Here is a 24,104-nt window from a genome sequence, read left to right on the forward strand (position 1 = left end):
CAAAATTGTACAAAGAATATAAAGAAAATAAACCAATTGACCTTAGTCCCTATGATCATCCGGATGTATATCCAGGACCACGTCCAATTTCTTCCTTCATTTATTATGAAGGGAAAGCACACCGGATCATTGAAAAGATGGGTGTGTCCATAGAGGATTTAAAAGTAGAGTATTCAGACTCGGACAACATGCTGGGATCTTTTCATGAAAGGTCGGATCATACCCTTTCAATCGGTGATTTCCTTCATGAACAGGAATTGCCGCCAATAGAAGAGCGGGTCCCTCTTGTAGCATATGGCTCGAATGTCTGTTTAGCTCAATTACGGTATAAATTCAGTTTGAATAGGAAATTGAATGACTTTGTGCTTTGCCTGCGTGGATCTATGCTCGATTCTGATATCATTTATGGGTCCTTTTTAGCCCCATACGGTTCTTTACCGGCTGTCATAGCTCCCGTCAAAGATGCTATAACTGAAATATGGCTGACATTCGTCGAGCCTGCCCAGCTTGAGCATATGAACCGGACAGAAGGCGGATATGTCCTGCGCGAGCATCATGGAAAGAAGTTCATTACGGCTACTGGTGAACAGTTTGAAACGATCTATGCGTATTATTATCCGCATGCATTTGAATTTGATCAGCAATGGTACCGTTTTAAAGATATAAGAGGGAACTCCAGCATAACAGCCAAGTGGCAAGCTGAAATCCTTGACCTCATAAATGGTGAATTCGGATTCAAGGGGACAAGAGAAGAATTCCTGCACCAGCTTAGATGGAACATCCCGTTTTATCGGGAGTTGCAAAATTGGTTGAAGCAATTCGATGCGCAATTTGACCATCCTGATTGGGAAGAACCGAAAGTGATCGAAACGGTAGGGGATCTGAGGCGAACCTTTTTAAGCACCAAATCGCCAGAATCCGAACAGTTGCTCTCGATTTATAAGTAGTGGAAGGGGTGACATTAAGGTCATCCCTTTTTAATACGTTATGAAAGTTTAACTTTTCAGCGATGTAGCTAACCGGCGTAGCAGAAAAGTTTGCGAACGAAGTATTAGTGCAGCTAAGGCTCAGCCTTCGCCAAGTTTTCTTTATGTAGTCCAAAGTGAAAATCTACAAAAATAGAAGGTGAAATGCAAAAAATATGGAATTATGTACAAAAAAACGATTTTATCTACACAAATGAACGACATTTCTTAAAAAGAGAGCAGCCATCTGAGACCGCTCTCCAATCAAGTCTTCACTTGATAGATTCTGAAATTTCCTGTGCGATCTGTTGGAGATCTTCAGAGGAATATTCACCTGAATGAGGTTTCCAGACGGCCCCGAAACCGTCTCCTTCACCATACCTAGGCAGGATATGTACATGGTAATGGAAAACAGATTGTCCGGCTGGTTCCTCATTATTATTCAATAGATTCAAGCCGATCGGTTGAAAACGTTCCTTGATCGAATTCGCTATTTTAGGTACGACTGAAAATACTTTTTCAGCAGCCTCGGAGGGAAGTTCATAGAGGTTTTCATGGTGCTCTTTCGGAATGACAAGGGTATGGCCTTTCGTTACTTGGCTGATATCAAGAAAAGCCAGTACATGTTCGTCTTCATACACTTTGGAAGCAGGGATATCGCCGGCGATGATTTTACAAAAAATACAATCTTCCATATGTTCCACACCTTTCAAAAGTATTGTTCTCGTTTGAAGTAATTGTATCATAGCAAGAAATGAACATAAAAAAGACTATTTTTATTTAAAGTGAAAGAAAAGCGGAAGCGACCCGTATAGTCACGCAGGTCACTGGAAGACTGACGAGGAGGCTGTCGCCGCCGCAGGAAGTCTGAAGTGATCCAAGTGACTGGTCGCTGAGCTAGACATCAAGAAAAGCGGAAGCGACCCGTATAGTCACGCAGGTCACTGGAAGACTGACGAGGAGGCTGTTGGTTTTTATCCCTCAAAATTTATAAAAAAAATGAAGAGCCCTATCCTGTTGATAGAGCTCTCCGGAGAGGTCAGAGAAGAAAAGAGAAACAAGAGATAATGAACAATGGCTTGGGAAAGTGGTCATTGTTTAGAAGAGTTGTCCAAATAGCTCACGCCGTTTGTACACCCTTCATGAAGTTGGATTACACAACAGCAATCTCTTTCTCTTTTCTTTTGAAGAAGGGGGGATGCCTTCTTCATTCTCATCATTTCCAAATTTGTCCAAATTAATACAGTGAATATTGGTACAATAAGCATGGAATGATTTTATTTGATAAAATAGCATAAAACAACCGAACAATGGAAGGGGTCTAGAATGAAAAGTGTCTTGGACGTAACAGATTTGACAGGTGGATACAGCCAGCAGCAACCTGTTTTACATAATCTCAATTTTCATGTGGAACAAAAAGAAATCGTTGGATTGATCGGTCTGAATGGTGCGGGAAAAAGTACGACAATCAAGCATGTGCTTGGTTTGATGGAACCGATTGAAGGAACAATCAAGGTGAGCGAAAACACAATCGGTGAAGGACCTGACCGCTACCGTTCCCAAATCGCTTATATTCCTGAAACACCGGTCCTGTATGATGAACTTACATTATGGGAGCATCTTGAACTGACTGCCATGGCCTATGACATCGATCAGGCAGAATTAAAGAGCAGGGTTGAGCCGCTCTTGAAAGAATTCCGTATGGAAAACAAGCTGAAATGGTTTCCGAACCAATTTTCTAAAGGGATGAAGCAGAAGGTCATGATCATGTGCGCGTTCCTGGTCCGCCCCTCTTTATTTGTCGTTGATGAACCATTTGTCGGCCTCGACCCGCTTGGCATCCAGTCGTTCCTCGACCTCATCGTCCAGGTGAAGGAACGGGGGACAGGAATTCTTTTATCGACCCACATCCTTTCAACTGCTGAACGATATTGTGACCGGTTCATCATTTTGCATGAAGGAAGGATATTGGCTGATGGGACGCTTGCTGAAATACAAGCGAAAATGAGCATGCCGAATGCTGCATTAGACGAAATCTATGTCCAAATTACAAGAGGTGCATGAGTATGGATGTGAACACGCTATGGAGGGAACGTGCCAGCAGCTTCTGGAACATGGCGATACGCTATCTTAGATATATCGGAAACAGCGGCTTCCTGTTCTCTGTGTATGTTGGAATCATCCTGGGAAGCTATTACTACGGTCAGGTGTTGAAGGTTCTGCCGGAAGCTTTTCCTGCTGCAGAATTTGTGACAGTCCTGGTTTTTCTCTTTGTCAGCAGAGGGAAGATCCGTACCTTCCTGAAGGTTCCGGATGCTAATTTTCTGCTTCCGATTGAAGAACGTTTCAAGCCTTATCTGCAAAAATCACTGTTATACAGTTTTGTGATGCAAGCCTTTAATGTCCTCGTGTTGATGCTTGTATTAGGCCCTTTCTACTTCAACCGGATCGATTCAGATCGGACAGTTTATTTTTCAAGCTTGTTACTGATTCTGATTTTAACCGGATGGAATATGTTTTCGAAGTGGGAGGAATTACGTGTTCCGGAAGGAACGAAACGAAAATTGCTGCCAGTGATCCGGATGGTGATGCTGCTTCTCACTTTATATGCATTATTTAAAGAAGTCTGGTTGGTTACGGCTGTCCTTTTCTTTGTATTGAGCCTCCTTTATATGGGTGTGTATCGGCCGCTTTCCCAAAAGCATACCCTTAAGTGGGAGCGTCTGATTGAACTTGAAGGAAATGCGCTCATGCTGTTTTATCGAGTTGCGAACATGTTTGTAGATGTTCCGGAAATCAGCCGCAAGGTACGTAAGCGGACATGGGCCGCCCCGCTATTAAAAATGTTGAGTGGAAAAAAGGAAAGAGTATATGGCTACATGTATACGAGAGCATTCATCCGGTCCAATGACTACTTCGGTATTTATGTGCGGCTCACTTTGATCGGGATTTTATTGATACTCGTTTTGCCTTCAGGGTTCTTGCTCTGGGCAGTCAATCTGTTGATGCTTTACATGACGGCGATCCAGTTGACAACATTATGGCCGCACTTTGACATGAAAGTCTGGGTCGATCTCTACCCGGTCTCAAAGAGAGAGCGTTATGATACATTCCAGCGCTTGCTTTTCAAGATCATGCTCTCACAAGTCAGCTTGTTTTCCATAAGCAGCTTTCTGAATCATTTTTCCATCATTGATACGGTGATTATCTTGATTTCGGGTTTAGCGTTGATTTTCGTTTTTACGAGAGTCCTTCTTTTCAAACAGCTCAATAAACGATTCATCCTAACCGAAGTGGGGCGTTAGCAGGGAGGCTTTTCAAAGTGAATATAGAAAAGGACATTGAGAAGGAGTTAAGAGAATGGGAAAGGAAGATATTGAAACGCTCGCCACTGTATAAAAGAGCAGCAAAAAGAGTTCAAGGACAAATCAATCGAAGGATTCCTGAAAAAGTCCATACTGCGGTGACGAACGCCATCCGAAACATGGTGAAAGCGACGTTGTTCAGCAATGAATATACGACAAAAAAACCGGCAGTTGCCGGGAAGAAGCTTGAGGAACGTGATGAACTGCTCCTCGAACGGAAAAAAGCCTATAAGAAAACCGCAATGGTGGAAGGGGCAGGGACCGGTGCAGGTGGAATACTGCTTGGATTAGCTGACTTTCCATTGCTTTTAGGGATTAAAATGAGGTTCCTGTTCGAGGCTGCACGGATCTACGGATTCGATACGCGGGACCATCAGGAGCGGATTTTCCTGCTGCATGTGTTTTTATTGGCCTTTTCAAGTGATGAAGTGCGCCGTGAAACCTATTTAGCGATTAAAAATTGGGAAGAGACGAAGCATAAGTGGCCTTCCAAGGAGACCATGAATGACGATTATGACTGGAAAACCTTCCAAATCACATACCGGGACCACATCGATCTCGTGAAGCTGCTGCAGATGGTACCAGGGTTCGGTGCGATCGTCGGAGCCTATGCCAACTACAATTTGCTCGACCAGCTCGGTGATACAGCCATGAACTGCTATCGATTGAGGTTTTTACAGGAAAAAAAGGGGTGAAGGCGCATTTTTCGCACGGACATTCAATCTATTTAGGTATGATGGGGCTGGTTGTGATTGATTTTCAAATTTAAAAGGACACTGCCTCAAAGGCAATGTCCTGAATAAGTTCAACTTTAAGAAAGTCGTGGATCGCTTAAAAGCCGGTCCATTTCTTCCATATGGTGTGTTTCATCTGAGATCAAGTCTTCAAGCTTGACGACAAGTTCTGTCATGTTTAAGTTAGCCGCTTGTTTTTTACGTTTTTCATAGCGATCGATCGTCGCTTTTTCAGCTCTACGTGCTTCTTTCAACATTTCATGAACATCAGCCAATTGTTTTACTTCAGCCGGCTTTGTTGTCGGCGTTCCTCCTAGTACACTGATCTTTTCAGAAAGGTACATAGCATGTTCTTGCTCATCTGATATTTCACCTTCAAAAAAAGGTTTCAAGACCTGCCGATACATTCCGGAAACGACAGCAGCATTATATGTGTACATAATCACTGCCGCATATTCGTTTGCCAGATCCTCATTTAGTCCATCGATTAGTTCTTGTAGTTCTTTATCCATTAGTTGATCATCCTTTCTAAAAAATAATTCAACTTTCCTTATCCATTACGAATATAATGTACCCTTTACCCCGTAATATTAAACTTGTTTTCAAAATTGTGGAATGTTTAAATAAGGTATTTTCGGGAATTAGAACACTGTCAATGATTTGGAAAGGTTGTGAATACGAAATGAGTAAAATTGCAGTATTAATGACCGATATGTTTGAGGATGTCGAGTATACTGACCCGGCTCAAGCATTTATTGATGAAGGACATGAACTGACGATCATCAGCACAGAGAAAAAAGAAGTGGAAGGTAAGCAGGGAGACGTTTCAATTCAAGTCGACGAAACGATCGATAAAGTGAGCCCAGAAGATTTCGATGCTCTTTTCATACCAGGAGGTTTCTCTCCCGATATATTGAGGGGTGATGATCGTATTGTCGAATTCGCCGGAAAGATGGTTTATCTGCAGAAGCCTGTGTTTGCCATCTGTCACGGTCCTCAAATCCTGATCACGGCAAATGTATTGAATGGACGCAGTGTGACTGGCTTCAAATCCATCCAGTTGGATCTTCAGCATGCAGGAGCCAATGTTTTTGATGAACCGGTGGTCGTTTGCGGCAATCTGGTAACTAGCAGGCAGCCTGATGATATTCCTCAATTTATCGAGCAATCCAAAAAAGTGTTGAATCAGGGAGTGAAAGCCCATGTCTGAACGAAATCATATGGTCGATAAAAGTGAAAATCTGCATGAAAGTGAAGTGCGCTCCACAGTGGATCGTATTCCTGAGGAAGACCGCGAACACATTTTACAAAACTTCGATGTCTTCAAAGAATATCTCGGTAAACGTGTCCGAGTCGGGGAAAAGCTTGGAATGTCGGAGGAACAGTTAGCGAAGACAGCTGAAAAAGTCGCCGATTATCTAGCTGAAAACGAAGAGCCGAGAAACAGGGAGGAGAAGTTGCTCAAAGAGTTATGGAGCGTAGGAGATAAAGAGCAGCAACATATGCTGGCCCACATGCTTGTAAGGATGGTTGAATAATAATAGCACCAAAAAAAGGCAGCCTTGAGGCTGTCTTTTGTTAATGGTCACAGTGGATCCAGAGGGAATTCGCCTACTGCCATGTTTATATGGCGAGGCAGAATGGTGATCGTGGAAGGCGTCGTGAATTCGCGTTCCCCATCACAATCGATGGTTTGTGACGGGGCTGTTTCAATCGAAAGACGATCCGTTTGGAAATAAAGAATTTCCTCACTGTTCGGAACCTCATTCATAACTCTGGCCCTCACCATATCGAAAAAAGTTTGGAAACGGTTCGACTCGACGATCATAACCTCAAGCTTCCCGTCTTCAATATCGGAATCGGGAAAGAAGGCTCGGATTCCGCCGGTAAATGGACCATTGCCGACAAGGACCATGGCTGCTTCACCTTCATAGCCGCATTGATCGGATTCGAGCTTTAAATGAAACGTTTTCTCGTGGCTGATTGTTTGGAGTGCGCTCAAATAATAAGAAAGCCGTCCGAAATTTTCTTTAACTTTAGGGTTGATGTTAGTTGATACCTCTGTAATGAGCCCGATTCCCCAAAAGTTCAAGAAGTATTGATGGTTGCACTTGCCGACATCGATCGCCCTGAATCGTTGCATGCATATTTGTTCTGCTGCATTCAGAGGGTCCTGGGACAAACCAATCGCTCTGGAAAAATCATTACAGGTCCCTCCGGGTATGATCCCGAAAGCGGGACGCTGTTCAAGGGGGCTCATGGCATTGATGAGTTCATAAATCGTCCCATCTCCGCCTGCACCGACGATCAAGTCTGCATGCTTCCCTTGTGTGTTTATGTACTTATCAGCATCTCCGGTTTCTTTTGTATAAAATACATCGACAGTCGGAAAGTGGTGTTCAAGCCTTGTGATGATCTGTTCAATCTGTTCATGCAGGCGTTCATTTCCGGCTTTCGGATTTACAATCAGGTCCACTCGATCGATTTTCAAGGGTCAAACCCCTTTCCTGACAGGTTTTAAAGCTAAATAAAAAGGGGTTGTAGATCAACCCCCTCACTACGATGATTCTACCATTCTAAAAGATGTAAGGTATGGTTTTCCAGTAAACACGCTTTGTGGGAGGGCCTCATTCGTATCCCGATTCTTATGGGCCTTTTCATATGAAGAAGATTGTCTCCATGCCTCGAAATCGCTTTCGGTTTCCCACATGCTGGATACGATATAGGTTTCAGAATCTTTTGGTCTTAAAATCACGAGACCAGCACATCCTGGTTCATTTTCTACCAGTCCAGCCCTCTGTTTGAAACGATCCTCGAATAATGGACGTCCTTCGGAAGAAACCGGTATATTGTTGAAGACGATGAACTTTGACCCTTCAAAACTGCCTGCTTCTTCAATCGCTTCGTAAGATTTAGGGTATTCAAACACGCTATCCCCCTTCGTTTTATGTATAAGAACTGCATCTTCAGCACTTTCTAGTAGATAGAAACTACCTTGTTCATCCCGGAATTTTTCCAAAAGGGATTGCAAATAGTCAGCTGTTCCATAGGCGATATGATAATTCATCTATTCATCTTCCTTTCTAATACGGTTTTAGTATACACAAAAAGAGATTTATTCATGATTTACCCTTACATGTGAAATACTAAACGAAACAAAACGATGGAAATACGCGTAAATATTGAGTAAAGTGGTAAAAGTATCTTATCTACCCCTTTAAGGAGTTGATGCGTTGTGTGGAAAAAAGCAACGCGCATATCGCTTTGGGCAATGGCTGTCATCCTTTGTTCCTTGCTCGTTTATGTGGCGATTGTGTTTGCCGGAAACTATGTGATTGATGAAAAAGACCTTGTGATGAGTTCGGCATCTACCCTCGTCGATGAGGATGGACAAACGATCACGAAACTTTACGCCCAAAATCGGGAGCTTGTCAAGATTGAAGATGTTCCTAAGCATGTTCAGGAAGCGTTCATTGCAGTGGAGGATCGACGTTTTTATGACCATCCTGGAATTGATATTCAAGCGATCAGCCGTGCATTGTATAAGGATGTTTTATCAGGAAGCAAGGTTGAAGGTGGGAGCACGATCACCCAGCAGCTGGCAAAGAACATCTTTTTATCCCATGAAAAAACCCTATTGAGGAAAACGAAAGAAGCGACGATCGCCATCAACCTGGAGCGTAAATATACGAAAAAGAAAATTCTTGAAATGTATTTGAATCAAATCTACTTTGGTCATGGCGCATACGGTATTCAAGCAGCTTCAAAGCTTTTTTTCAATAAGGACGTAAGTGAATTGACCCTCGAAGAAGGAGCGTTGTTAGCGGGACTTCCTAAAGCACCGAATGGATATTCGCCGATTGCTAATCCCAAGAAAAGCAAAGGAAGAAGGGACACAGTACTTTCCCTTATGGAGAGACTGGATTATATTAGTGCAGAAGAAGCGGTCAGGGCGCAAGGGAAAACGGTTGCCCTTGATGTATCACGTATGGAGAAAGATCCGGCATATTTGACCTATATCGATATGGTTTTGAATGAAGTGAAAGAAAAATATGCGTTATCAACGATGGAAGTATTGAAAGGCGGCTATAAGATCGTCGTGCCGATGAGCCCTGAAGCACAGCAGGCTTCCTATAAAGTGATGCAGAATGATCAATATTTCAGAGGGTCCGATTTGAATGAATCCCCACAAGGTGCATTTGTGCTTATGGATTCACATTCGGGGGGTGTCATGGCTGTCCAGGGAGGCCGTGATTATGTCGCGCAAGGCTTCAATCGTGTGAATGCTAAACGTCAACCTGGCTCTACGTTCAAACCGTTAGCAGTCTATGGGCCTGCTATGGAATCGAATGATTGGAAACCGTATTCTCTTTTGAAAGATGAACGATTGACATATAACGGCTATGAACCTGAAAACTATAACGAAAAATACCAGGGGAAAGTCTCGATGTATAAGGCGATTGAAGACTCCCTAAATGCTCCTGCTGTCTGGTTATTGAATGAGATGGGTGTGTCTAAGTCATTGAAATACATCCAGGAGTTAGGGATGGATGTAGAAGAGCGTAAACTAGGAATAGCATTAGGGGGCTTAGATGAAGGGGTTACTCCATTACAAATCACAAGAGGTTTTTCAGCCTTTGCAAATCATGGGGAGATGGTAGAGCCATTTTTTGTCAAGGAGATCTATGATCGGGATGGTAAATTGGTCGGAAAAGCTGAAGTAGAGAAGAAAAAGGTCTTTTCAAAACAAAATGCATGGTTCATGACCAAAATGTTAGAGGCAGTCATAAGAGAAGGGACCGGGAAAAGGGGTCATGTCAATACAGCATTGGCAGGAAAAACAGGAACCACAACCTTTGAAGAAATTGAGGGAGGAAACAAGGATCTCTGGTTTGCCGGATACACCCCTGATGCTGTGGGTGCGGTATGGATAGGATATGACCGGACGACGAAAGATCGCTACATGACAGGGAATAGTTCAGATGCGACATTGATGTTCAAAAACATCATCAATGAAATTCCTGACCAGAAAAACCTGACTTTTCAAAAGCCAAAAGATGTAAAAGATCTTGAACCGCCGATCGAAATGATCGAGGTGGATGACCTCAGCGCCCAATACGCTTTCGGACGCTTCGGAGTGCCTGGGATTCAATTGAACTGGACACCATCTGAAGATGAGCGGCTTAAGTATAAAATCTATATGAAGACAGAGGATGGAGCTGAGAAGATTGCAACCGTTGAAGGTAAAGGAACCTACACAGTAGTATCGGCGAAATTATTTTCCTTTCCAGACTTCTTCATCATTCCTTACGACCCGCTTACTAAACAAGACGGGGAACCGTCAAACACCATCTCATCCTCACTCTTTTAGACAAAGGCTTCACCGATGCAGAACGGTGAAGCCTTTGTTGGGTAAGAGCCACATTGATTGTGTACCACATTGATTGTGTACCACATTGATTGTGTACCACATTGTGTGTACCAGGCACCAAACCAAAGCCCTTCTCCCCCAAGGATTTTCAGATGGTGCCAGGCACCGAACCAAAGCCCTTCTCCCCCAAGGGTTTTCAGATGGTGCCAGGCACCGAACCAAAGCCCTTCTCCCCCAAGGGTTTTCAAATGGTGCCAGGCACCGAACCAAAGCCCTTCTCCCCCAAGGATTTTCAGATGGTGCCTGGTACACATTCTGGCATACTTTCAAAACTTAGGATAAAAGTTTGCGTGTGTTTGGACGATACAAGAGTAAGACAGTTATTTTTACTTCCAGGGGGTTAAGAAATGTTCAAAAAATTACAAAGCAAGCTTATGCTCATAATGGCTCTTATTTTATCTTTATCTTTATTGTCTATAGCTTTTCTTACCTATGATCGGGTAAGTGATACGATGAAAAATAATGTAGAAGCACAGACACAGGCGAAAGTGGATCAAATGTCCGACCATATCAGTTTATATTTGAAAAATATTGAACAGACGATGGAACGTTACAGTCAGGATGAAAGGGTCATTTCAGCCCTGAAGTCTTCGAATGAAGGATCGGAAAATGAAAAAGCTGGCTGGGAGGCCGTCAAACGTGACTTTGACCAATATTTAGGGATGAATGAAAATGTAGCCTATCTTTACATAGCAAGTGAAAACAAGAAAATGAAAATCACACCGCATGTCGATCTTCCGGATGATTATGATCCGACCTCAAGACCCTGGTACCAAGTAGCGTCTGAAGATGACTCGAAAGTGACCTGGACAGAACCATACGAAGATGCTTCGACAGGGGATTATGTGTTGACCACCGCAAAAATCGTCAAAGATCCTGCATCTGGTGAGGTTCTTGGTGCGGTCGCCATGGACATGAACCTTTTGAATCTGGCAAATGTCGTTTCAGATACGAAGCTGGAATACGATGGTTATCCGTTTTTGTTCGACCAATCTGGGCTTGCATTGGTCCATCCGGACTTCAAAGGTGAAAATCATCGTGATAAAAAAGATTATGTGAAAAATATGTATGCATCTGAAAAAGATACTGTTAATGACAAGGAATCTGATCGTTTTGTCAGCTTCAATACCATTGAATTGACTGGTTGGAAGGTCGGGACTTCGACACCGAACGAGGCGTTGACGAAGGAGGCTGGATCAATCCGTAATACGATTTTATTCATCGCATTGATCATCATAGTCATATCGATCCTTGTAAGTTATTTTGTTGCAAAAAGTATTACCAGTCCTGTTCGCAACCTGCGGGATGAACTGAACAAAGTTAAGTCAGGTGACTTGACGGTAAACGTGCAAAACGCCAATAAAGATGAACTAGGGGATTTGACAAGACATTTCAACTCTATGGTCGATAAGATGCGTGAATTGATCAAAGCGGTCCAGAATTCTTCTTATAAAGTGACGGAATCTGCTGAAGGATTGAGTGCTGTAGCAGAAGAGACAATTGCCTCGAATGAAGAAGTGACACGTGCAGTGACTGATATTGCAAAGGGATCATCACAGCAAGCATCTGATGTTGAATCGACTCATCTGCGTGCAGTGAATTTATCAGATGATATTGAAAAAATCAACAGCCAGGTGAGTTCGATGCTATCCTTATCGAAAAATGCAGATACAGTCAGTAAAAAAGGGATGGAGCAGATCAAGACCTTACGCTTGAAGAATGATGAGTCCAATGAGGTGTTGGTTGCAGTTGAGAAGGTCATCAATGATTTGAACAATAAGGTGAAAGAAGTAGAAGAAGTCATCGCTACGATTACGGAAATCTCTGAAAAAACAAACCTGCTAGCTTTGAATGCTGGAATTGAAGCTGCAAGAGCAGGAGAAAGCGGAAAAGGCTTTGCTGTGGTTGCAAACGAAGTCAGAAAGCTTGCAGAACAATCTTCCGTCGCTACTGAACGGGTGAAAAGCATCTTGAAAGGGATTGAGAACGAATCCAAGCGTGTAGGCATCGAAATGAACCATACGAAAGTCATATCCAATGAGCAAAACAAGGTTGTCGAGGGAACAGAAGAAGCCTTCGTACAATTAGGTGAATCACTAGGTCAAATGCTTCACTACATTTCCATGATCGGAGATGATGTCACAAATTTGAATGAGCACAAGGAATCCGTCATGGAAGCGATCCAGAATATTTCCGCGGTAGCTCAGCAGGCAGCGGCATCATCAGAAGAAGTAAGCGCTTCGACCGATGAACAACAGCGGGCGCTGAATACAGTAGGAGAATCAGCAGAAGCATTAAATGCTGCGAGTAGTGAACTGATCGAACTAATCAAACAGTTCAAAGTGGATCATGAAAATAATGAATAATAGCTATTAAAAAGCGGGGGCTGGCACACTTTGGTCAGCCCCTTCATCATGCCGTGAAAAAAACTGCCAGGTTCCATTTTGGAGTTCACACTGCACAATTCAGCCATAAAACACAAATGGCTATTTTCTTCTCACTGCATTAGTGATGATTTCAATAGCATTATTCATTACTATCTTTGCACCATTTATAACAAAATATGACGCTCTATAAAACTTCGTAATGACTAATTTACTCCGTTAAAGGGGGGAAATGTGATTTAAAGTACCGTCTACGAATTTATATGGGGAGACGACTGAAGAAGCCGAAGACCAGTCCCCAGTCTAGCGGAGGGCAATGATTATTTTCCAATAGAATTATCGGATCTTGAACGCAGGAGCCATAACATCGAGTAAGAGAGAAAATCTTCCGCCGAATGAGACAGCAAGATTCGGGAAGATAATTCATAAGTTCACTTCTATACTTAGGTTGAAAATATGAGTTCTTAGGAGTGAATGAAATGCATAATACAATCAACCCGAAAATTTTATATTTCGGTACACCGGTCGTACTGATCAGCACATTGAATGAAGATAGCTCGCCTAATCTCGCACCGATGTCTTCAGCCTGGTGGATTAATCAATCCGGCATGCTTGGAATGAGCAAAAAATCCAAAACGGTGGAGAATTTGGAGAGGGAACGGGAATGTGTATTGAATCTTCCGTGTGAAGGTCTGGTGGGTGCAGTTGACAAACTTGCCCTTCTCACAGGAAAAAACCCAGTTCCTGTTGCAAAAGCGAACATGGGCTATCGATATGAAAAAGATAAATTCGGCATATGTGATTTTACTCCAACAAAATCACAAATTGTTAAAGCCCCATTGGTCAAAGAATGTCCGATCCAAATGGAAGCGATCGTGAAAGAAATTCATGCATTTGACTCCCCACATCCGATCGCTGCAATAGAAGTTAAGATTCTGAAAGTCCACATTGAAGAATCACTGTTGATGGAGGGGACCAAAGATCATGTCGACCCGGAAAAGTGGAGACCGCTCATCATGAACTTTTGTGAATTTTTCGGTCTTAGCCAGAAGCTGTATCCATCCAGACTCGCAGAACCTTTTTTATCGCGGTACTAAGGCTTGGTGTTTTCTGAATTCCGAAGGCGTCATGCCCTTTCTTTGTTTAAAAACCTGGGTGAAGGAAGCATAACTCGAAAACCCGACCTGCAAGGAAATGTCAGTGATGTTCTTATCTGAATTTATTAATAATTCAAGTGCCTTATTGAACCTTATATCCTGAACGTACTCCAGGGGACTGATTCCCTTCAACTGTTTGAATTTCCGTTGAAAATGGTACGGGCTCGTATAAAAGACCTCTGAAAGTCTCTGCAGGCTGATTACTTCATTGTAGTTGTGATCAATCCAGCTTATCACTTGCTCGATCCAGTCTTCCTCAGGCAAGCTGCTGTGATCAGGACGACATCTTTTACAAGGTCGAAAATTCCCGGAATACGCTTCTTCTATATCATGAAAAAACCGTACGTTCGTTTTTTTAGGAACTTTGGATTTGCATGAGGGACGGCAAAAGATCTTCGTCGTCACAACACCATATAAAAAAACGTCATCATATTCCGGGTCATTCGTTATCAGGGCTTGCCAATATTCGTTCGTCATTTAAACCACCTCGTATTTATTATAGTGGATAAATAGTGTTCAAATCGATGGATTAAAATGAGACAGCAAGAATTTGATGGCCCTGTTACAAATACGTTCACTCCGGGAGAATTTAGATTCCAACCTCTGGCATATGATCAGCCCTTGATAGCCGATACACTTTGTCGACGATACCTTGCTTCGCCTTAGACAAAAAAGAAGGGTGCCACGCGGATGATAAATCAGTTGATAGAAGGAATATTGATGTGTCCGTTAATTTTTCTCAATTAGTATATTTCGCTACCATTCCGCTGGCTCCCTCAAAAGCATACCCCTTAGATTGATAGTCAACAAGAAAGGCAAAACCGATGTCGACATCTTCAAGTCCTTCCCGCTTAAACAGCCCGCACAATCCTATAGGTGTATGAGTTTCTTTTAGCTCAGTCAAGAAAAGTCCAAACCCTTCCCATTCATACATCACACGCGCCCGTTTCTGATATAAGCCTTGGTGTCATCCAATGTATGGATCCCTTTATCTCTAATATACTTCATCCACCCAGGTTCATTCAGGAGCTTAGTATTAATGTTATAGTTCAACATTTTTTCACATATTTTATCACGAAACTACCTGTTTGTATCCTACAAATAAAATAGTCTTAAACGTGTCAAGGTTTGATTGAAATCGTTATTTAACAAGGAGTGCAGAATAAAATGTTACCGATCGAACGACAACAACTGATTTTAACGTGGTTAGAACAAGTTGAGACATTGCGTGTTTCGGATATTAGTAAAAGATTAGAAGTGTCCGAAATGACGGTTTACCGAGATTTAAAACCTTTAATAGATCAGCAGAAAGTATTGAAAACATCTAATGGAGTTACCCTAATCCCAAAAATCAATGCATCTTTTAATCATTGTTCTTATTGTTATAAAGCTTCAAATACAAGACTGTCTGTTCAACTGATTAAAAAGAATCAACAAGTAGAGCAAGCTTGTTGTCCGCATTGTGGGCTTCTTCGATTTCAAGATATAGGGGATGACGTCTCGCAAATTATTTGCCATGATTTTTTGAAAGACACAACGATAAGTGCTAAGATGGCAAACTTTCTTTTGAATGCTGATATAAATTTGAATTGTTGCCAACCACAAGTGATTGCTTTTGAATCTATTAAACAAATTAAGCAGTTCCAAATGGGATTTGGTGGAGAAATATATAATTTTGAAGAAGCAATTCAAGCTATAACAGCAGAAATGAATGGAAAAGGTTGCGACCACAAAAGTAAGGAGTGAAAAGAGTGGCATCTGTAAAAGCAGAAACAACAAACCATACGCCAAAAGAATTAATTGAAACAAATAAAAAAACCGCCTTATATAAAACAGTATGGAGATGGCATTTTTATGCTGGAATTATTATTGCACCGTTTCTAATTATTCTTGCTGTTACTGGATCCATCTATTTATTTAAGCCACAGATTGAACAAGTGCTTTATCAAGAATTTTACGAGGTTAACCCACAATGAGATAAAATACCAGCATCCCAGCAGATTGAGGAAGTGAGGAAGCTATACCCGGATGCACAGGTTACAAAATATCGTCCTGGAGAAAATGCTACCCGTTCGAGTGAAGTAAGTATAACTTCTAATAATGAATCTCTTACTGTTTTTAAAGATCCTTATACAGGTAGGTTTCTTGGAGAATTAAATACTGCTGTGAAAGAAGGTAACGGAACGTATAGTATAAGTAAAAGCTTTGACAGGGATGGTTTATATTATATAAAAGTGCATGCAAGTAACGATGGTTCAATGATTATGCCTCAAAAACAATTTATTGTGGGGGAGCTTTCTAAAAGCGAGTTAGAATTCTTGCAAAAAGGTTTGCAAAAACAAAATGAAAATCATGAACATCATCATTAAATTTATCTGTATCAGCCCCTTTTTATGAATATTTGTTTAGGGTTGGCAAGAATTGACCACCAAAATTTTAACATTGGTGAGTCTGAGTTTGTTAAAGATCCGGAAAGTTGCAGCTATGGTGCATGAATAACAGCTGTTAGAAAACCTTCCTGCCTTATTCGGCTGGAAGGTTTTCTTAAAAAAATAAAAATTTAAGTTGCGGTAAGAATGTCTTAACTCCAACGCCCAACCACTTGGATCACTTCATTCCTCCTGGGGCGGAAACACATTGATTCAGGTCGAAGGATTTACCCACGCAGAACCGAACTTTGTTTGGTTCGAGCCTCCTCGTCGGACTTCCAGTGACCTGCGTGGTTGACCAGGGAAATTCCGCTTTTCATATTTTCATTCTTCCTTTTCGGTTTGTACTTTCTTCCGGCGTTTTAAATGCTTTTCAACGAGATAAAGACCGAACATCAATAGGACTAAACCGTTCCCAATGAATTGAAACACAAGCTGGTACGACGTCTGGAATTTGAAAAAGATCAGCACGGCGACATAAAAGACAATGAATGGCACAAAAATCAACCGTTTCATGCTTTTCTTCTCAATAGCAAAGAAATTTTTCAAACGTTCATATAAAAGTACGACAACTGCCCAATAAAATAATGAATAGGATAAGTTCAAAGAACCACCAGTCTGTTGGACGAATAAAGTCGAGAAGATCAGGTGTATCCCCAACAAGGTCAGGATAACCATGAAATAAATACAAATGTATAAGATCATCCGGATCATGAACAAATTCGGAAGTTGATCAAATAGCAGACGTTCCTTTTGCCATAACCGAAGCTTGGCATAAAGGAACATAAAGACGATCGTACCGGCAATAATACTGAAAATATAAGAAGACTCTAAATCATATAAGTAGAGACTGGCTATTGAATCGATTGTCAAATCTGAAAAGAACAGTCTCTTGAAGAAGACGATCAGATATACTATTCCGTATCCAATGAAGAAAATAGAAGCAAATTTGAACCATTGTGGCCCGTGCGAGTCTTGCTTATTTAATTTCTTTCTCTCCTGACGTAATGAAGTCATCTCAGGATTCCTCACTTTCAACCATTCCAAATTGCGAAAAGAATTTTACGTTATAGGACTGTTTGTTAATTTACTGTAACGCGGGCTGACTGAACAAACGAGTCGACTTGCATGTAAGAGCTTTAAGAGGAACAGGAGCCGATGTGAAAAAGTTTTGCGTTCAAAGTATACCCAATAACATCAATTACAAAACAGCGCGGTATTTTACGGCTAATTTATGACAGTTCGCATGGGATAGTATACAACGATTCACAGAACAAGTATAGTAATAATGGCTATAATATGACATTGATTTTAATTTATTTTAAAATGATAAGTACGAAAACAATGTAACGGGGAAGCAGTAGACGTTGCTGATGAAAGGTGATTGATCATGACAAAAGTATTTAACGACCAGTTTTTGAAAGCATGCAGGGGAGAAGAGGTTTCTCATGTGCCGGTCTGGTACATGAGGCAAGCGGGACGCTCTCAGCCGGAGTACCGTAAAATCAAGGAAGAATATTCTCTTTTTGAAATTACACATCGACCTGAATTATGTGCGGAAGTGACACGTTTGCCTGTTGAGCAATACGACGTCGATGCTGCAATTTTATATAAGGATATCATGACGCCATTGCCTGCAATCGGCGTTGATGTAGAAATCAAATCGGGAATTGGCCCAGTCATCGACAATCCAGTCCGGTCTATGGCTGATGTGGAACGTCTAGGGGAAATAGATCCTGAACAGGATGTCCCGTATATATTGGATACGATCAAATTACTTCGGGAACAACTATCGGTACCACTGATCAGCTTCGGTGGAGCACCATTTACACTTGCAAGCTATATGATCGAAGGCGGTCCATCAAGAAACTATTATAAGACAAAAGCATTCATGTATTCGGAGCCCGAAGCATGGTTCAAGCTGATGGACAAGCTTGGCGAGACGACGATCCGTTACGTGAAGTCCCAAATCCACGCTGGAGCTCAGGCTATCCAGATTTTCGATTCATGGGTCGGTACACTGAATGTTGCTGATTATCGTACGTACATCAAACCGGTGATGGAAAAAATCTTCACTGAACTTAGAGAGGAAAATGTTCCGCTCATCATGTTCGGTGTCGGAGCAAGCCATCTGGCGAAGGATTGGAATGACCTTCCGTTGGATGTGGTCGGGCTTGATTGGAGATTGCCGGTAAAAGAAGCAAGAGAACGCGGAATCAACAAAACCGTCCAGGGGAATTTAGAACCGGCGTTGCTGTTAGCCCCTTGGGAAGTGATCAAAGAACGGACGAAAGAAATCCTTGACCAGGGGACTGAGTCTTCCAAATTTATTTTCAATCTTGGCCACGGAGTTTTCCCAGATGTGAATCCAGATACATTAAAAAGACTTACAGCATTTGTTCATGAATATACTTCGAAATAATGGGGTGAATGTATTGACGAAACAAAAAGTAGGGGTTCTTGTCATGGCCTATGGTACACCAAGAAGTCCTGAGGAAATCGAACCATACTACACACATATCCGAAGAGGGAAGAAGCCGCCCCAAGAAGACCTTCAGGATTTGATTGATCGTTACGAAGCGATCGGAGGAGTTTCTCCGCTTGCTAAAATAACGAATGAACAGAAACAGCAGTTAGAAGACCAATTGAATGAAATGCATGAAGATATCGAATTCAAGGCGTATTTAGGATTGAAGCATATCGATCCATTTGTGGAAGATGCGGTTCAATCCATGAAAAGGGATGGCATTGAGGAAGCAATCAGTATCGTTCTTGCACCGCACTATTCGACGTTCTCCGTTAAATCATATAATGGCCGTGCGATCGAAGAGTCCGAGCGGATTGGCGGCCCGAAAATCTATCCTATGGATGCTTGGTACGATGAACCAGGCTATATCACCTATTGGGCAGATCGAATCAAAGAAACGCTTAAGCAAATTCCTGAAGAAAGCCATGACCGTACGATCACCATTTTTTCAGCGCACAGCTTGCCGCAGCGGATCACGCAAATGGGTGACCCGTATCCTGATCAATTACAAGAGACAGCCGATTTGATCGCTAAACAAGCTGGGCTCAAGCATTACACGATCGGCTGGCAAAGTGCAGGGAATACACCGGAACCTTGGATTGGACCAGATGTTCAAGACCTTACACAGGATTTATACGAGCAAGAAGGGTATGAGCACTTCATCTATTGTCCTGTCGGTTTCGTCGCTGAACACTTGGAGGTTCTCTACGACAATGATTATGAATGTAAAGTAGTCACTGATAAGTTGGGTGCTTACTATTATCGGCCGGAGATGCCGAATGCAAAGCCAGAATTCATCCGAACGTTAGCTAGAGTTGTGACGAACAAGCTGGAAAGCCGGGATCAGTAATGAAACATGTTGTTATTGTCGGTGGGGGGATTACGGGTCTTTCTGCCGCTTTTTCTTTGCAAAACCAAATAGATGACAAGCAACTCCCAATCAAGGTAACACTTATTGAAGCTGAAAGCCGCTTAGGCGGGAAAATCCAAACGGAGTATCATGATGACTTTGTGATTGAACGTGGCCCCGATTCCTATTTAGGCCGCAAGAAAGCGATGACGAACCTCATTGAGAAGCTCGGAATCGATCATGATCTTGTGAACAACCATGCAGGACAGGCCTTCATCCTTCATGGCACGAAGCTATACCCGATGCCAGAAGGGGCAGTAATGGGTGTTCCGACTGAGATCAGTCCATTTTTATCAAGCGGATTATTCTCTTTGAAAGGAAAAGCACGGGCAGGTCTTGATCTCATTTTACCGAAAACTCAGTTTAAAGGGGACCAGTCTGTCGGCGGTTTTTTCAAGAGAAGGCTTGGTGATGAAGTAGTCGACAACTTGATTGAACCGTTACTGTCCGGAGTTTATGCGGGAAATATCGATAAAATCAGTTTGGAATCGACCTTCCCGCAGTTTCAGGACATTGAATCTAGATACCGCAGTTTAATATTAGGAATGAAGCACACAAAGGCGAAGAAGCGTGAGAAATCTTCCAAGGGTCCCTTTTTAACGTTGAAAAAAGGATTGTCTTCGTTGGTTGGGGCATTGGAAGACTACTTAAATGGAAAAATTGAATGGAAAATGGAAACAGCAGTCGAAAAATTGTACCGATCAAATAGCAGGTACACATTGCAATTATCTGATGGTACAAGTGTAGAGGCAGATAAAGTTATCGTTACAGTACCGGGGAGGAAAGCGGCTGCCTTTTTCGACCAGGAGACCAAAGGATTGATTGGTGAAGTCCCAGCTACTTCCGTTGCTACGATCGCTATGGCTTTTCTAGATTCAGCAATTCCCGAATCAATCAATGGAACAGGCTTTGTCGTCTCTAAGAAATCCCCTTTTACAATCACTGCATGTACTTGGACCAATCAGAAATGGCCGCATACTACACCTGAAGGCTATGTCTTGTTACGGTGTTATGTGGGCAGGGAGCATGATCAGGAAATCGTGGGAGAATCAGATGAGACCATCCTGTCCAACGTTTTAGCGGATCTGCATAAAATCATGAGTATCGATGCAAAACCTGAATTTTTCTACATCACGCGGTGGAAGAAAGCAATGCCACAATATCTTGTAGGACATCGGGAAAGGAAAAATCGCTTACATGAAAGATTGGAAACACACTATCCAGGCATACAGCTGATTGGGGCATCCCTTGACGGTATCGGACTGCCTGATTGTGTGGTGGCTGGAGAAAATGCAGCTGATCATGTTATCAAGTCATTAACCTAAAATAGTAGAGTAGGTGAAAATTAGTCTGTCACATAGGTGTCCGGCTTTAACGTTTCTAACAACATTTTAAGAAAAGGCGGTTTGGATGTAAAATGTTGTGTTGGTGGCGTTTGACACGATTGATTTGAGCCAACCCCTTTTTTATTTGATGAGAACAATGAGGAACTCCAAAGTTTCCTTTAAGAAGTAAAAGTTGTCTGCTATAATGGCAAGAAGCACGATGAAACGACTTAAATAGAGGTAAACTGGATGGCTGAAATAATTAAACCGATCTTTGTAAACATTTCAATAATCGTTTCATTAACCTTCATTGCAAATCAGATATATCCTTTCAATGCAAAAGTTGGTATCTCACTGAAGCAAAAGTTGTTTTTTGGTGTGATCAGCTCCTTAGCTGCAATTGGGTGCATGTATTACCCGATCGATGGCTTCAGAACAACCGTATTCGATCTACGGACAGTTCCCTTGATCGTTGTCACACTTTATGCGGGGCTGATTCCGGGTTTAATGTGCAGTTTAGTGATCATATTCACTCGTTTAAGTATTGGTGGTGAATATGCATGGGTTGGCGTTCTGATTACAGTGGTTGCTTTAGTGATCGGTTTCGCCTATTCACGTATGTTCAATGAAGCTCTTAAGAAATGGAAGCCAGGGTTGGTCGCTGGATTTTTATTTTTTCTTCTCTACATACTCATTCTGCATATCCATGTAGACTTTTTACCTGTTCGATTTTATTTCATCTATTTCTTCTCTTTCTATACACTTTACTTTCTGTTGATCCTTTTAATCGACCGGTTGATAAGAATAAATTTACAATTGGAAGAGACGATCTATTTGGGGAAGCTTTCAGTATTGGGACAGATGGCCGCTTCTATTGCACATGAAATCAGGAATCCTCTTACGACTGTTAGGGGTATGATCCAGTTTCTATCCCGCCATACGAAAGACGATCAGTTGAAACAACATGCACCCCTGATCATTGATGAACTGGATCGAAGCAATAAGATCATCTCTGACTATCTTTCTTTAGTAAAACCCAGTGAAATGAAGTTGCAGACTGTCGACTTGAATGAAATAGTGGAAGACATCACACATTTATTATCCCCACTTGCAGTCTTTAATAGCGTGGTCATAAAACCAGAACTCTCCAAATCTCATTTAGTAAAAGTAGATGAGCACCAGTTGAAACAGTGTTTGATTAACCTGATAAAAAACGGGATAGAAGCGATCGAGGGTAACGGAACCATTTATATAAGGGATGAAGTGAATGTGGCTGATGCCGTAGATCTCGTCATTGAAGATACGGGAAAAGGAATGACAAAGGAAGAAGTTCAAAAGATAGGACTACCATTCTATACTACAAAAACAAAAGGCACAGGTCTGGGGACGATGATCACATTTCGGCTGATCAAAAATATGAAGGGATCCATTTATTATACTAGCACACGGGATAAAGGTACATCTGTAATTGTGAGACTCCCTGTTTCCACAAATGAAGAAGAGGAATGACGGGCTGTGAAAGCTCGTTTTTTATATGTTAAGAAAAGTATAACTTTTCAGCGATGTAGGTAACCGACGTATCAGAAAGTTTACGAATGAAGTATAAGTGCAGCTAAGGCTTGGCTTTGCCAAGTTTTTTATTGCTGAAAAATAATTTCCTAATATAATAAAACCACAACAAAGTCAAGTCTTTATTTATCCAATATCAGGTAATATAGTATTCTTATGGTTTTATTTTGTTAGGGAAGGTAATGACTGATGAAAGTATTTCTTGGTTTACTCGCTCCTTTAGTCTTTTTATTCGCAGGCTGTTCTCTTCCATCTAATCAGACGATCGAAGGCGAAGTCAATCCTCGATCATCTAACAAAAACGAATCTGACAATCAATCTACTACTAAAATTCTGGAAAAGCCGAAAACAAAAGATGAGATAGTAAATCCTATTACAATTTCTTTTACAGGGGATATCCTATTGGACGGTTGGGTCGGTGCAGCGATCGACGAAAATGGTGTTGATTATCCGTACCAACATACGGAGCATGCCCTTCAAAAATCTGATATTACTGTCCGGAACCTTGAAACATCTGTATCTACCCGTGGTAATCCAGAGGAAAAACAATTTGCTTTCCGTTCTAACCCGGAGTCACTTCATGGCCTTGCCAATGCAGGTTATGACATGGTAAGCATCGCAAACAACCATACCCTTGATTATGGAATTGAGGCATTGTTTGATACGATGACTCATTTAAAGCATTATGGAATAGGATACAGCGGTGCCGGGAAGAACGAGGAAGAAGCTTTTACTGCTTATTATAAGACAGTTAAAGGAAAGAAAATTGCAATACTTGGCTTAAGCAGGGTTTTGCCTTATGCCGAGTGGGCAGCTAGATCAGAAAGTCCTGGAATTGCATCTGCCTATACATATGAGCCGATGATGAAATATGTGGAGAAAGCTGTTGCCCAATCAGACTATGCGATTATTTTCATCCATTGGAATAAAGAAAGGGAAGATTACCCAGAGGATTATGCAAGAGAGATGGCGCGAAGATTCATCGATGCAGGTGTTGAGGCAGTCATGGGAAGTCATAGCCACTCATTGATGGGTATCGAATATTATAAAGGGGCTCCTATCTATTACAGTTTAGGAAACTTCGTATTCACACACTCAAATAATCCTAAAGGCCAGGAAAGTATGATTGTGAATCTGTCCATTGGCAAGGAAGAAGTAAAGTCACAGATCATTCCAGCTAAAATCATCAATTATCAGCCCACATTAATGGATAAGAGGTATAATCAGGCTATTATTGATAAGCTCAATCGTCTCTCCTATAACGTCCAAATCGATCAAAATGGTAATGTTAGCCCGAAAGAATAGAAG

At 41.8% G+C, this 24,104-nt stretch carries 23 protein-coding genes and 1 pseudogene; 16 read left to right on the forward strand and 8 right to left on the reverse strand.

Annotated features, from left to right (window positions below; translation table 11 throughout):
* Positions 1 to 5: 5 nt before the first annotated feature.
* Entirely contained in the window at positions 6 to 947 is a 942-nt protein-coding gene (locus L1611_RS15095) for a hypothetical protein (RefSeq protein WP_236314538.1), read from the forward strand.
* A 290-nt stretch (positions 948 to 1,237) separates the two neighbouring features.
* On the opposite strand, the gene L1611_RS15100 is transcribed toward L1611_RS15095, so the two are convergent.
* A complete protein-coding gene (locus L1611_RS15100; protein ID WP_265738474.1) occupies positions 1,238 to 1,660 on the reverse strand; it encodes an HIT family protein in 423 nt (140 codons plus the stop codon).
* Positions 1,661 to 2,291: 631 nt separating this feature from the next.
* Here L1611_RS15100 and L1611_RS15105 point away from each other — a divergent pair.
* Genes L1611_RS15105 through L1611_RS15115 form a run of 3 tightly spaced genes read left to right on the forward strand, consistent with a single transcriptional unit; the run spans position 2,292 to position 5,025 of the window.
* On the forward strand, positions 2,292 to 3,029 hold the full coding sequence (locus tag L1611_RS15105; protein ID WP_236314540.1) for an ABC transporter ATP-binding protein: 738 nt from the start codon (positions 2,292 to 2,294) through the stop codon (positions 3,027 to 3,029).
* Positions 3,030 to 3,031: 2 nt separating this feature from the next.
* Positions 3,032 to 4,270, forward strand: coding sequence for an ABC transporter permease (locus tag L1611_RS15110; RefSeq protein WP_236314542.1), 1,239 nt, complete (start codon positions 3,032 to 3,034; stop codon positions 4,268 to 4,270).
* 17 nt (positions 4,271 to 4,287) lie between these two features.
* Positions 4,288 to 5,025, forward strand: coding sequence for an EcsC family protein (locus L1611_RS15115; RefSeq protein WP_236314544.1), 738 nt, complete (start codon positions 4,288 to 4,290; stop codon positions 5,023 to 5,025).
* Between the two features lie 116 nt (positions 5,026 to 5,141).
* Here L1611_RS15115 and L1611_RS15120 read toward each other — a convergent pair whose 3' ends face one another.
* The gene (locus tag L1611_RS15120; RefSeq protein ID WP_236314546.1) at positions 5,142 to 5,576 is read right to left on the reverse strand and encodes a ferritin-like domain-containing protein; all 435 of its coding nucleotides are present in this window, start codon (positions 5,574 to 5,576) and stop codon (positions 5,142 to 5,144) included.
* A 170-nt stretch (positions 5,577 to 5,746) separates the two neighbouring features.
* Between L1611_RS15120 and L1611_RS15125 the strand changes: the two genes are divergently transcribed.
* Together L1611_RS15125 and L1611_RS15130 are read left to right on the forward strand one after the other, a co-directional pair.
* Positions 5,747 to 6,274, forward strand: coding sequence for a type 1 glutamine amidotransferase domain-containing protein (locus L1611_RS15125; protein ID WP_236314549.1), 528 nt, complete (start codon positions 5,747 to 5,749; stop codon positions 6,272 to 6,274).
* Positions 6,267 to 6,602: a DUF3243 domain-containing protein gene (locus tag L1611_RS15130; RefSeq protein ID WP_236314551.1), complete on the forward strand. Its 336-nt coding sequence runs from the start codon at positions 6,267 to 6,269 to the stop codon at positions 6,600 to 6,602. The genes L1611_RS15125 and L1611_RS15130 overlap by 8 nt, the downstream gene beginning before the upstream one ends.
* Positions 6,603 to 6,649: 47 nt before the next feature.
* Here L1611_RS15130 and L1611_RS15135 read toward each other — a convergent pair whose 3' ends face one another.
* Both L1611_RS15135 and L1611_RS15140 read right to left on the reverse strand, forming a co-directional pair.
* Positions 6,650 to 7,555, reverse strand: coding sequence for a diacylglycerol/lipid kinase family protein (locus L1611_RS15135; RefSeq protein WP_236314553.1), 906 nt, complete (start codon positions 7,553 to 7,555; stop codon positions 6,650 to 6,652).
* Positions 7,556 to 7,621: 66 nt separating this feature from the next.
* Positions 7,622 to 8,131 (reverse strand): antibiotic biosynthesis monooxygenase family protein, encoded by a 510-nt coding sequence (locus L1611_RS15140; protein ID WP_236314554.1) that lies wholly within the window; start codon positions 8,129 to 8,131, stop codon positions 7,622 to 7,624.
* A 168-nt stretch (positions 8,132 to 8,299) separates the two neighbouring features.
* On the opposite strand from L1611_RS15140, the gene L1611_RS15145 reads away from it, so the two are divergent.
* On the forward strand, positions 8,300 to 10,435 hold the full coding sequence (locus L1611_RS15145; protein WP_322972562.1) for a transglycosylase domain-containing protein: 2,136 nt from the start codon (positions 8,300 to 8,302) through the stop codon (positions 10,433 to 10,435).
* Here L1611_RS15145 and L1611_RS15150 read toward each other — a convergent pair.
* Positions 10,432 to 10,749, reverse strand: coding sequence for a hypothetical protein (locus tag L1611_RS15150; RefSeq protein ID WP_236314555.1), 318 nt, complete (start codon positions 10,747 to 10,749; stop codon positions 10,432 to 10,434). The genes L1611_RS15145 and L1611_RS15150 overlap by 4 nt on opposite strands.
* A gap of 93 nt (positions 10,750 to 10,842) precedes the next feature.
* Here L1611_RS15150 and L1611_RS15155 point away from each other — a divergent pair, with 93 nt between their 5' ends.
* Together L1611_RS15155 and L1611_RS15160 are read left to right on the forward strand one after the other, a co-directional pair.
* Positions 10,843 to 12,861: a methyl-accepting chemotaxis protein gene (locus L1611_RS15155; protein ID WP_236314556.1), complete on the forward strand. Its 2,019-nt coding sequence runs from the start codon at positions 10,843 to 10,845 to the stop codon at positions 12,859 to 12,861.
* 497 nt (positions 12,862 to 13,358) lie between these two features.
* Positions 13,359 to 13,976 carry a flavin reductase family protein gene (locus L1611_RS15160; RefSeq protein WP_236314557.1) on the forward strand — a complete coding sequence of 206 codons (618 nt, stop codon included), beginning with the start codon at positions 13,359 to 13,361 and terminating at the stop codon, positions 13,974 to 13,976.
* On the opposite strand, the gene L1611_RS15165 is transcribed toward L1611_RS15160, so the two are convergent.
* Both L1611_RS15165 and L1611_RS15170 read right to left on the reverse strand, forming a co-directional pair.
* Positions 13,962 to 14,513, reverse strand: coding sequence for a bifunctional transcriptional activator/DNA repair enzyme AdaA (locus tag L1611_RS15165; protein WP_236314558.1), 552 nt, complete (start codon positions 14,511 to 14,513; stop codon positions 13,962 to 13,964). The genes L1611_RS15160 and L1611_RS15165 overlap by 15 nt on opposite strands.
* A gap of 262 nt (positions 14,514 to 14,775) precedes the next feature.
* Complete coding sequence (locus tag L1611_RS15170) at positions 14,776 to 14,970, reverse strand: GNAT family N-acetyltransferase (protein ID WP_236314559.1); 195 nt, start codon at positions 14,968 to 14,970, stop codon at positions 14,776 to 14,778.
* 233 nt (positions 14,971 to 15,203) lie between these two features.
* On the opposite strand from L1611_RS15170, the gene L1611_RS15175 reads away from it, so the two are divergent.
* Both L1611_RS15175 and L1611_RS15180 read left to right on the forward strand, forming a co-directional pair.
* On the forward strand, positions 15,204 to 15,782 hold the full coding sequence (locus L1611_RS15175; RefSeq protein ID WP_236314560.1) for a DeoR family transcriptional regulator: 579 nt from the start codon (positions 15,204 to 15,206) through the stop codon (positions 15,780 to 15,782).
* Positions 15,783 to 15,835: 53 nt separating this feature from the next.
* A pseudogene (locus L1611_RS15180) lies at positions 15,836 to 16,195 on the forward strand (PepSY-associated TM helix domain-containing protein); the annotation flags it as partial.
* 594 nt (positions 16,196 to 16,789) lie between these two features.
* Here the strand turns inward: L1611_RS15180 and L1611_RS15185 are convergent.
* Entirely contained in the window at positions 16,790 to 17,482 is a 693-nt protein-coding gene (locus tag L1611_RS15185; RefSeq protein ID WP_236314561.1) for a hypothetical protein, read from the reverse strand.
* Between the two features lie 373 nt (positions 17,483 to 17,855).
* Between L1611_RS15185 and hemE the strand changes: the two genes are divergently transcribed.
* The 5 genes from hemE to L1611_RS15210 all read left to right on the forward strand — a co-directional run bounded on the left by hemE (position 17,856) and on the right by L1611_RS15210 (position 24,101).
* Positions 17,856 to 18,887, forward strand: coding sequence for a uroporphyrinogen decarboxylase (gene hemE / locus L1611_RS15190; protein ID WP_236314562.1), 1,032 nt, complete (start codon positions 17,856 to 17,858; stop codon positions 18,885 to 18,887).
* Positions 18,888 to 18,900: 13 nt separating this feature from the next.
* Entirely contained in the window at positions 18,901 to 19,842 is a 942-nt protein-coding gene (hemH, locus tag L1611_RS15195; RefSeq protein ID WP_236314563.1) for a ferrochelatase, read from the forward strand.
* Positions 19,842 to 21,227 (forward strand): protoporphyrinogen oxidase, encoded by a 1,386-nt coding sequence (gene hemY, locus L1611_RS15200; protein ID WP_236314564.1) that lies wholly within the window; start codon positions 19,842 to 19,844, stop codon positions 21,225 to 21,227. The genes hemH and hemY overlap by 1 nt, the downstream gene beginning before the upstream one ends.
* 249 nt (positions 21,228 to 21,476) lie before the next feature.
* On the forward strand, positions 21,477 to 22,736 hold the full coding sequence (locus L1611_RS15205; protein WP_236314565.1) for an ATP-binding protein: 1,260 nt from the start codon (positions 21,477 to 21,479) through the stop codon (positions 22,734 to 22,736).
* Between the two features lie 249 nt (positions 22,737 to 22,985).
* Positions 22,986 to 24,101, forward strand: coding sequence for a CapA family protein (locus L1611_RS15210; RefSeq protein WP_236314566.1), 1,116 nt, complete (start codon positions 22,986 to 22,988; stop codon positions 24,099 to 24,101).
* Positions 24,102 to 24,104: the final 3 nt, after the last annotated feature.

This window comes from Pseudalkalibacillus salsuginis (assembly GCF_021646685.1).
Taxonomy (GTDB): domain Bacteria; phylum Bacillota; class Bacilli; order Bacillales; family Fictibacillaceae; genus Pseudalkalibacillus; species Pseudalkalibacillus salsuginis.

Coding starts and splice junctions, on each gene's coding strand:
- hemE (WP_236314562.1), top strand. CDS start 17,856: ATGACAAAAGTATTTAACGACCAGTTTTTGAAAGCATGCAGGGGAGAA.
- L1611_RS15160 (WP_236314557.1), top strand. CDS start 13,359: ATGCATAATACAATCAACCCGAAAATTTTATATTTCGGTACACCGGTC.
- L1611_RS15205 (WP_236314565.1), top strand. CDS start 21,477: ATGGCTGAAATAATTAAACCGATCTTTGTAAACATTTCAATAATCGTT.
- hemY (WP_236314564.1), top strand. CDS start 19,842: ATGAAACATGTTGTTATTGTCGGTGGGGGGATTACGGGTCTTTCTGCC.
- L1611_RS15140 (WP_236314554.1), bottom strand. CDS start 8,131: ATGAATTATCATATCGCCTATGGAACAGCTGACTATTTGCAATCCCTT.
- L1611_RS15100 (WP_265738474.1), bottom strand. CDS start 1,660: ATGGAAGATTGTATTTTTTGTAAAATCATCGCCGGCGATATCCCTGCT.
- L1611_RS15155 (WP_236314556.1), top strand. CDS start 10,843: ATGTTCAAAAAATTACAAAGCAAGCTTATGCTCATAATGGCTCTTATT.
- L1611_RS15110 (WP_236314542.1), top strand. CDS start 3,032: ATGGATGTGAACACGCTATGGAGGGAACGTGCCAGCAGCTTCTGGAAC.
- L1611_RS15125 (WP_236314549.1), top strand. CDS start 5,747: ATGAGTAAAATTGCAGTATTAATGACCGATATGTTTGAGGATGTCGAG.
- L1611_RS15170 (WP_236314559.1), bottom strand. CDS start 14,970: ATGTATGAATGGGAAGGGTTTGGACTTTTCTTGACTGAGCTAAAAGAA.
- L1611_RS15210 (WP_236314566.1), top strand. CDS start 22,986: ATGAAAGTATTTCTTGGTTTACTCGCTCCTTTAGTCTTTTTATTCGCA.
- L1611_RS15150 (WP_236314555.1), bottom strand. CDS start 10,749: ATGTGTACCAGGCACCATCTGAAAATCCTTGGGGGAGAAGGGCTTTGG.
- L1611_RS15185 (WP_236314561.1), bottom strand. CDS start 17,482: ATGACTTCATTACGTCAGGAGAGAAAGAAATTAAATAAGCAAGACTCG.
- L1611_RS15165 (WP_236314558.1), bottom strand. CDS start 14,513: ATGACGAACGAATATTGGCAAGCCCTGATAACGAATGACCCGGAATAT.
- L1611_RS15130 (WP_236314551.1), top strand. CDS start 6,267: ATGTCTGAACGAAATCATATGGTCGATAAAAGTGAAAATCTGCATGAA.
- L1611_RS15175 (WP_236314560.1), top strand. CDS start 15,204: ATGTTACCGATCGAACGACAACAACTGATTTTAACGTGGTTAGAACAA.
- L1611_RS15120 (WP_236314546.1), bottom strand. CDS start 5,576: ATGGATAAAGAACTACAAGAACTAATCGATGGACTAAATGAGGATCTG.
- L1611_RS15105 (WP_236314540.1), top strand. CDS start 2,292: ATGAAAAGTGTCTTGGACGTAACAGATTTGACAGGTGGATACAGCCAG.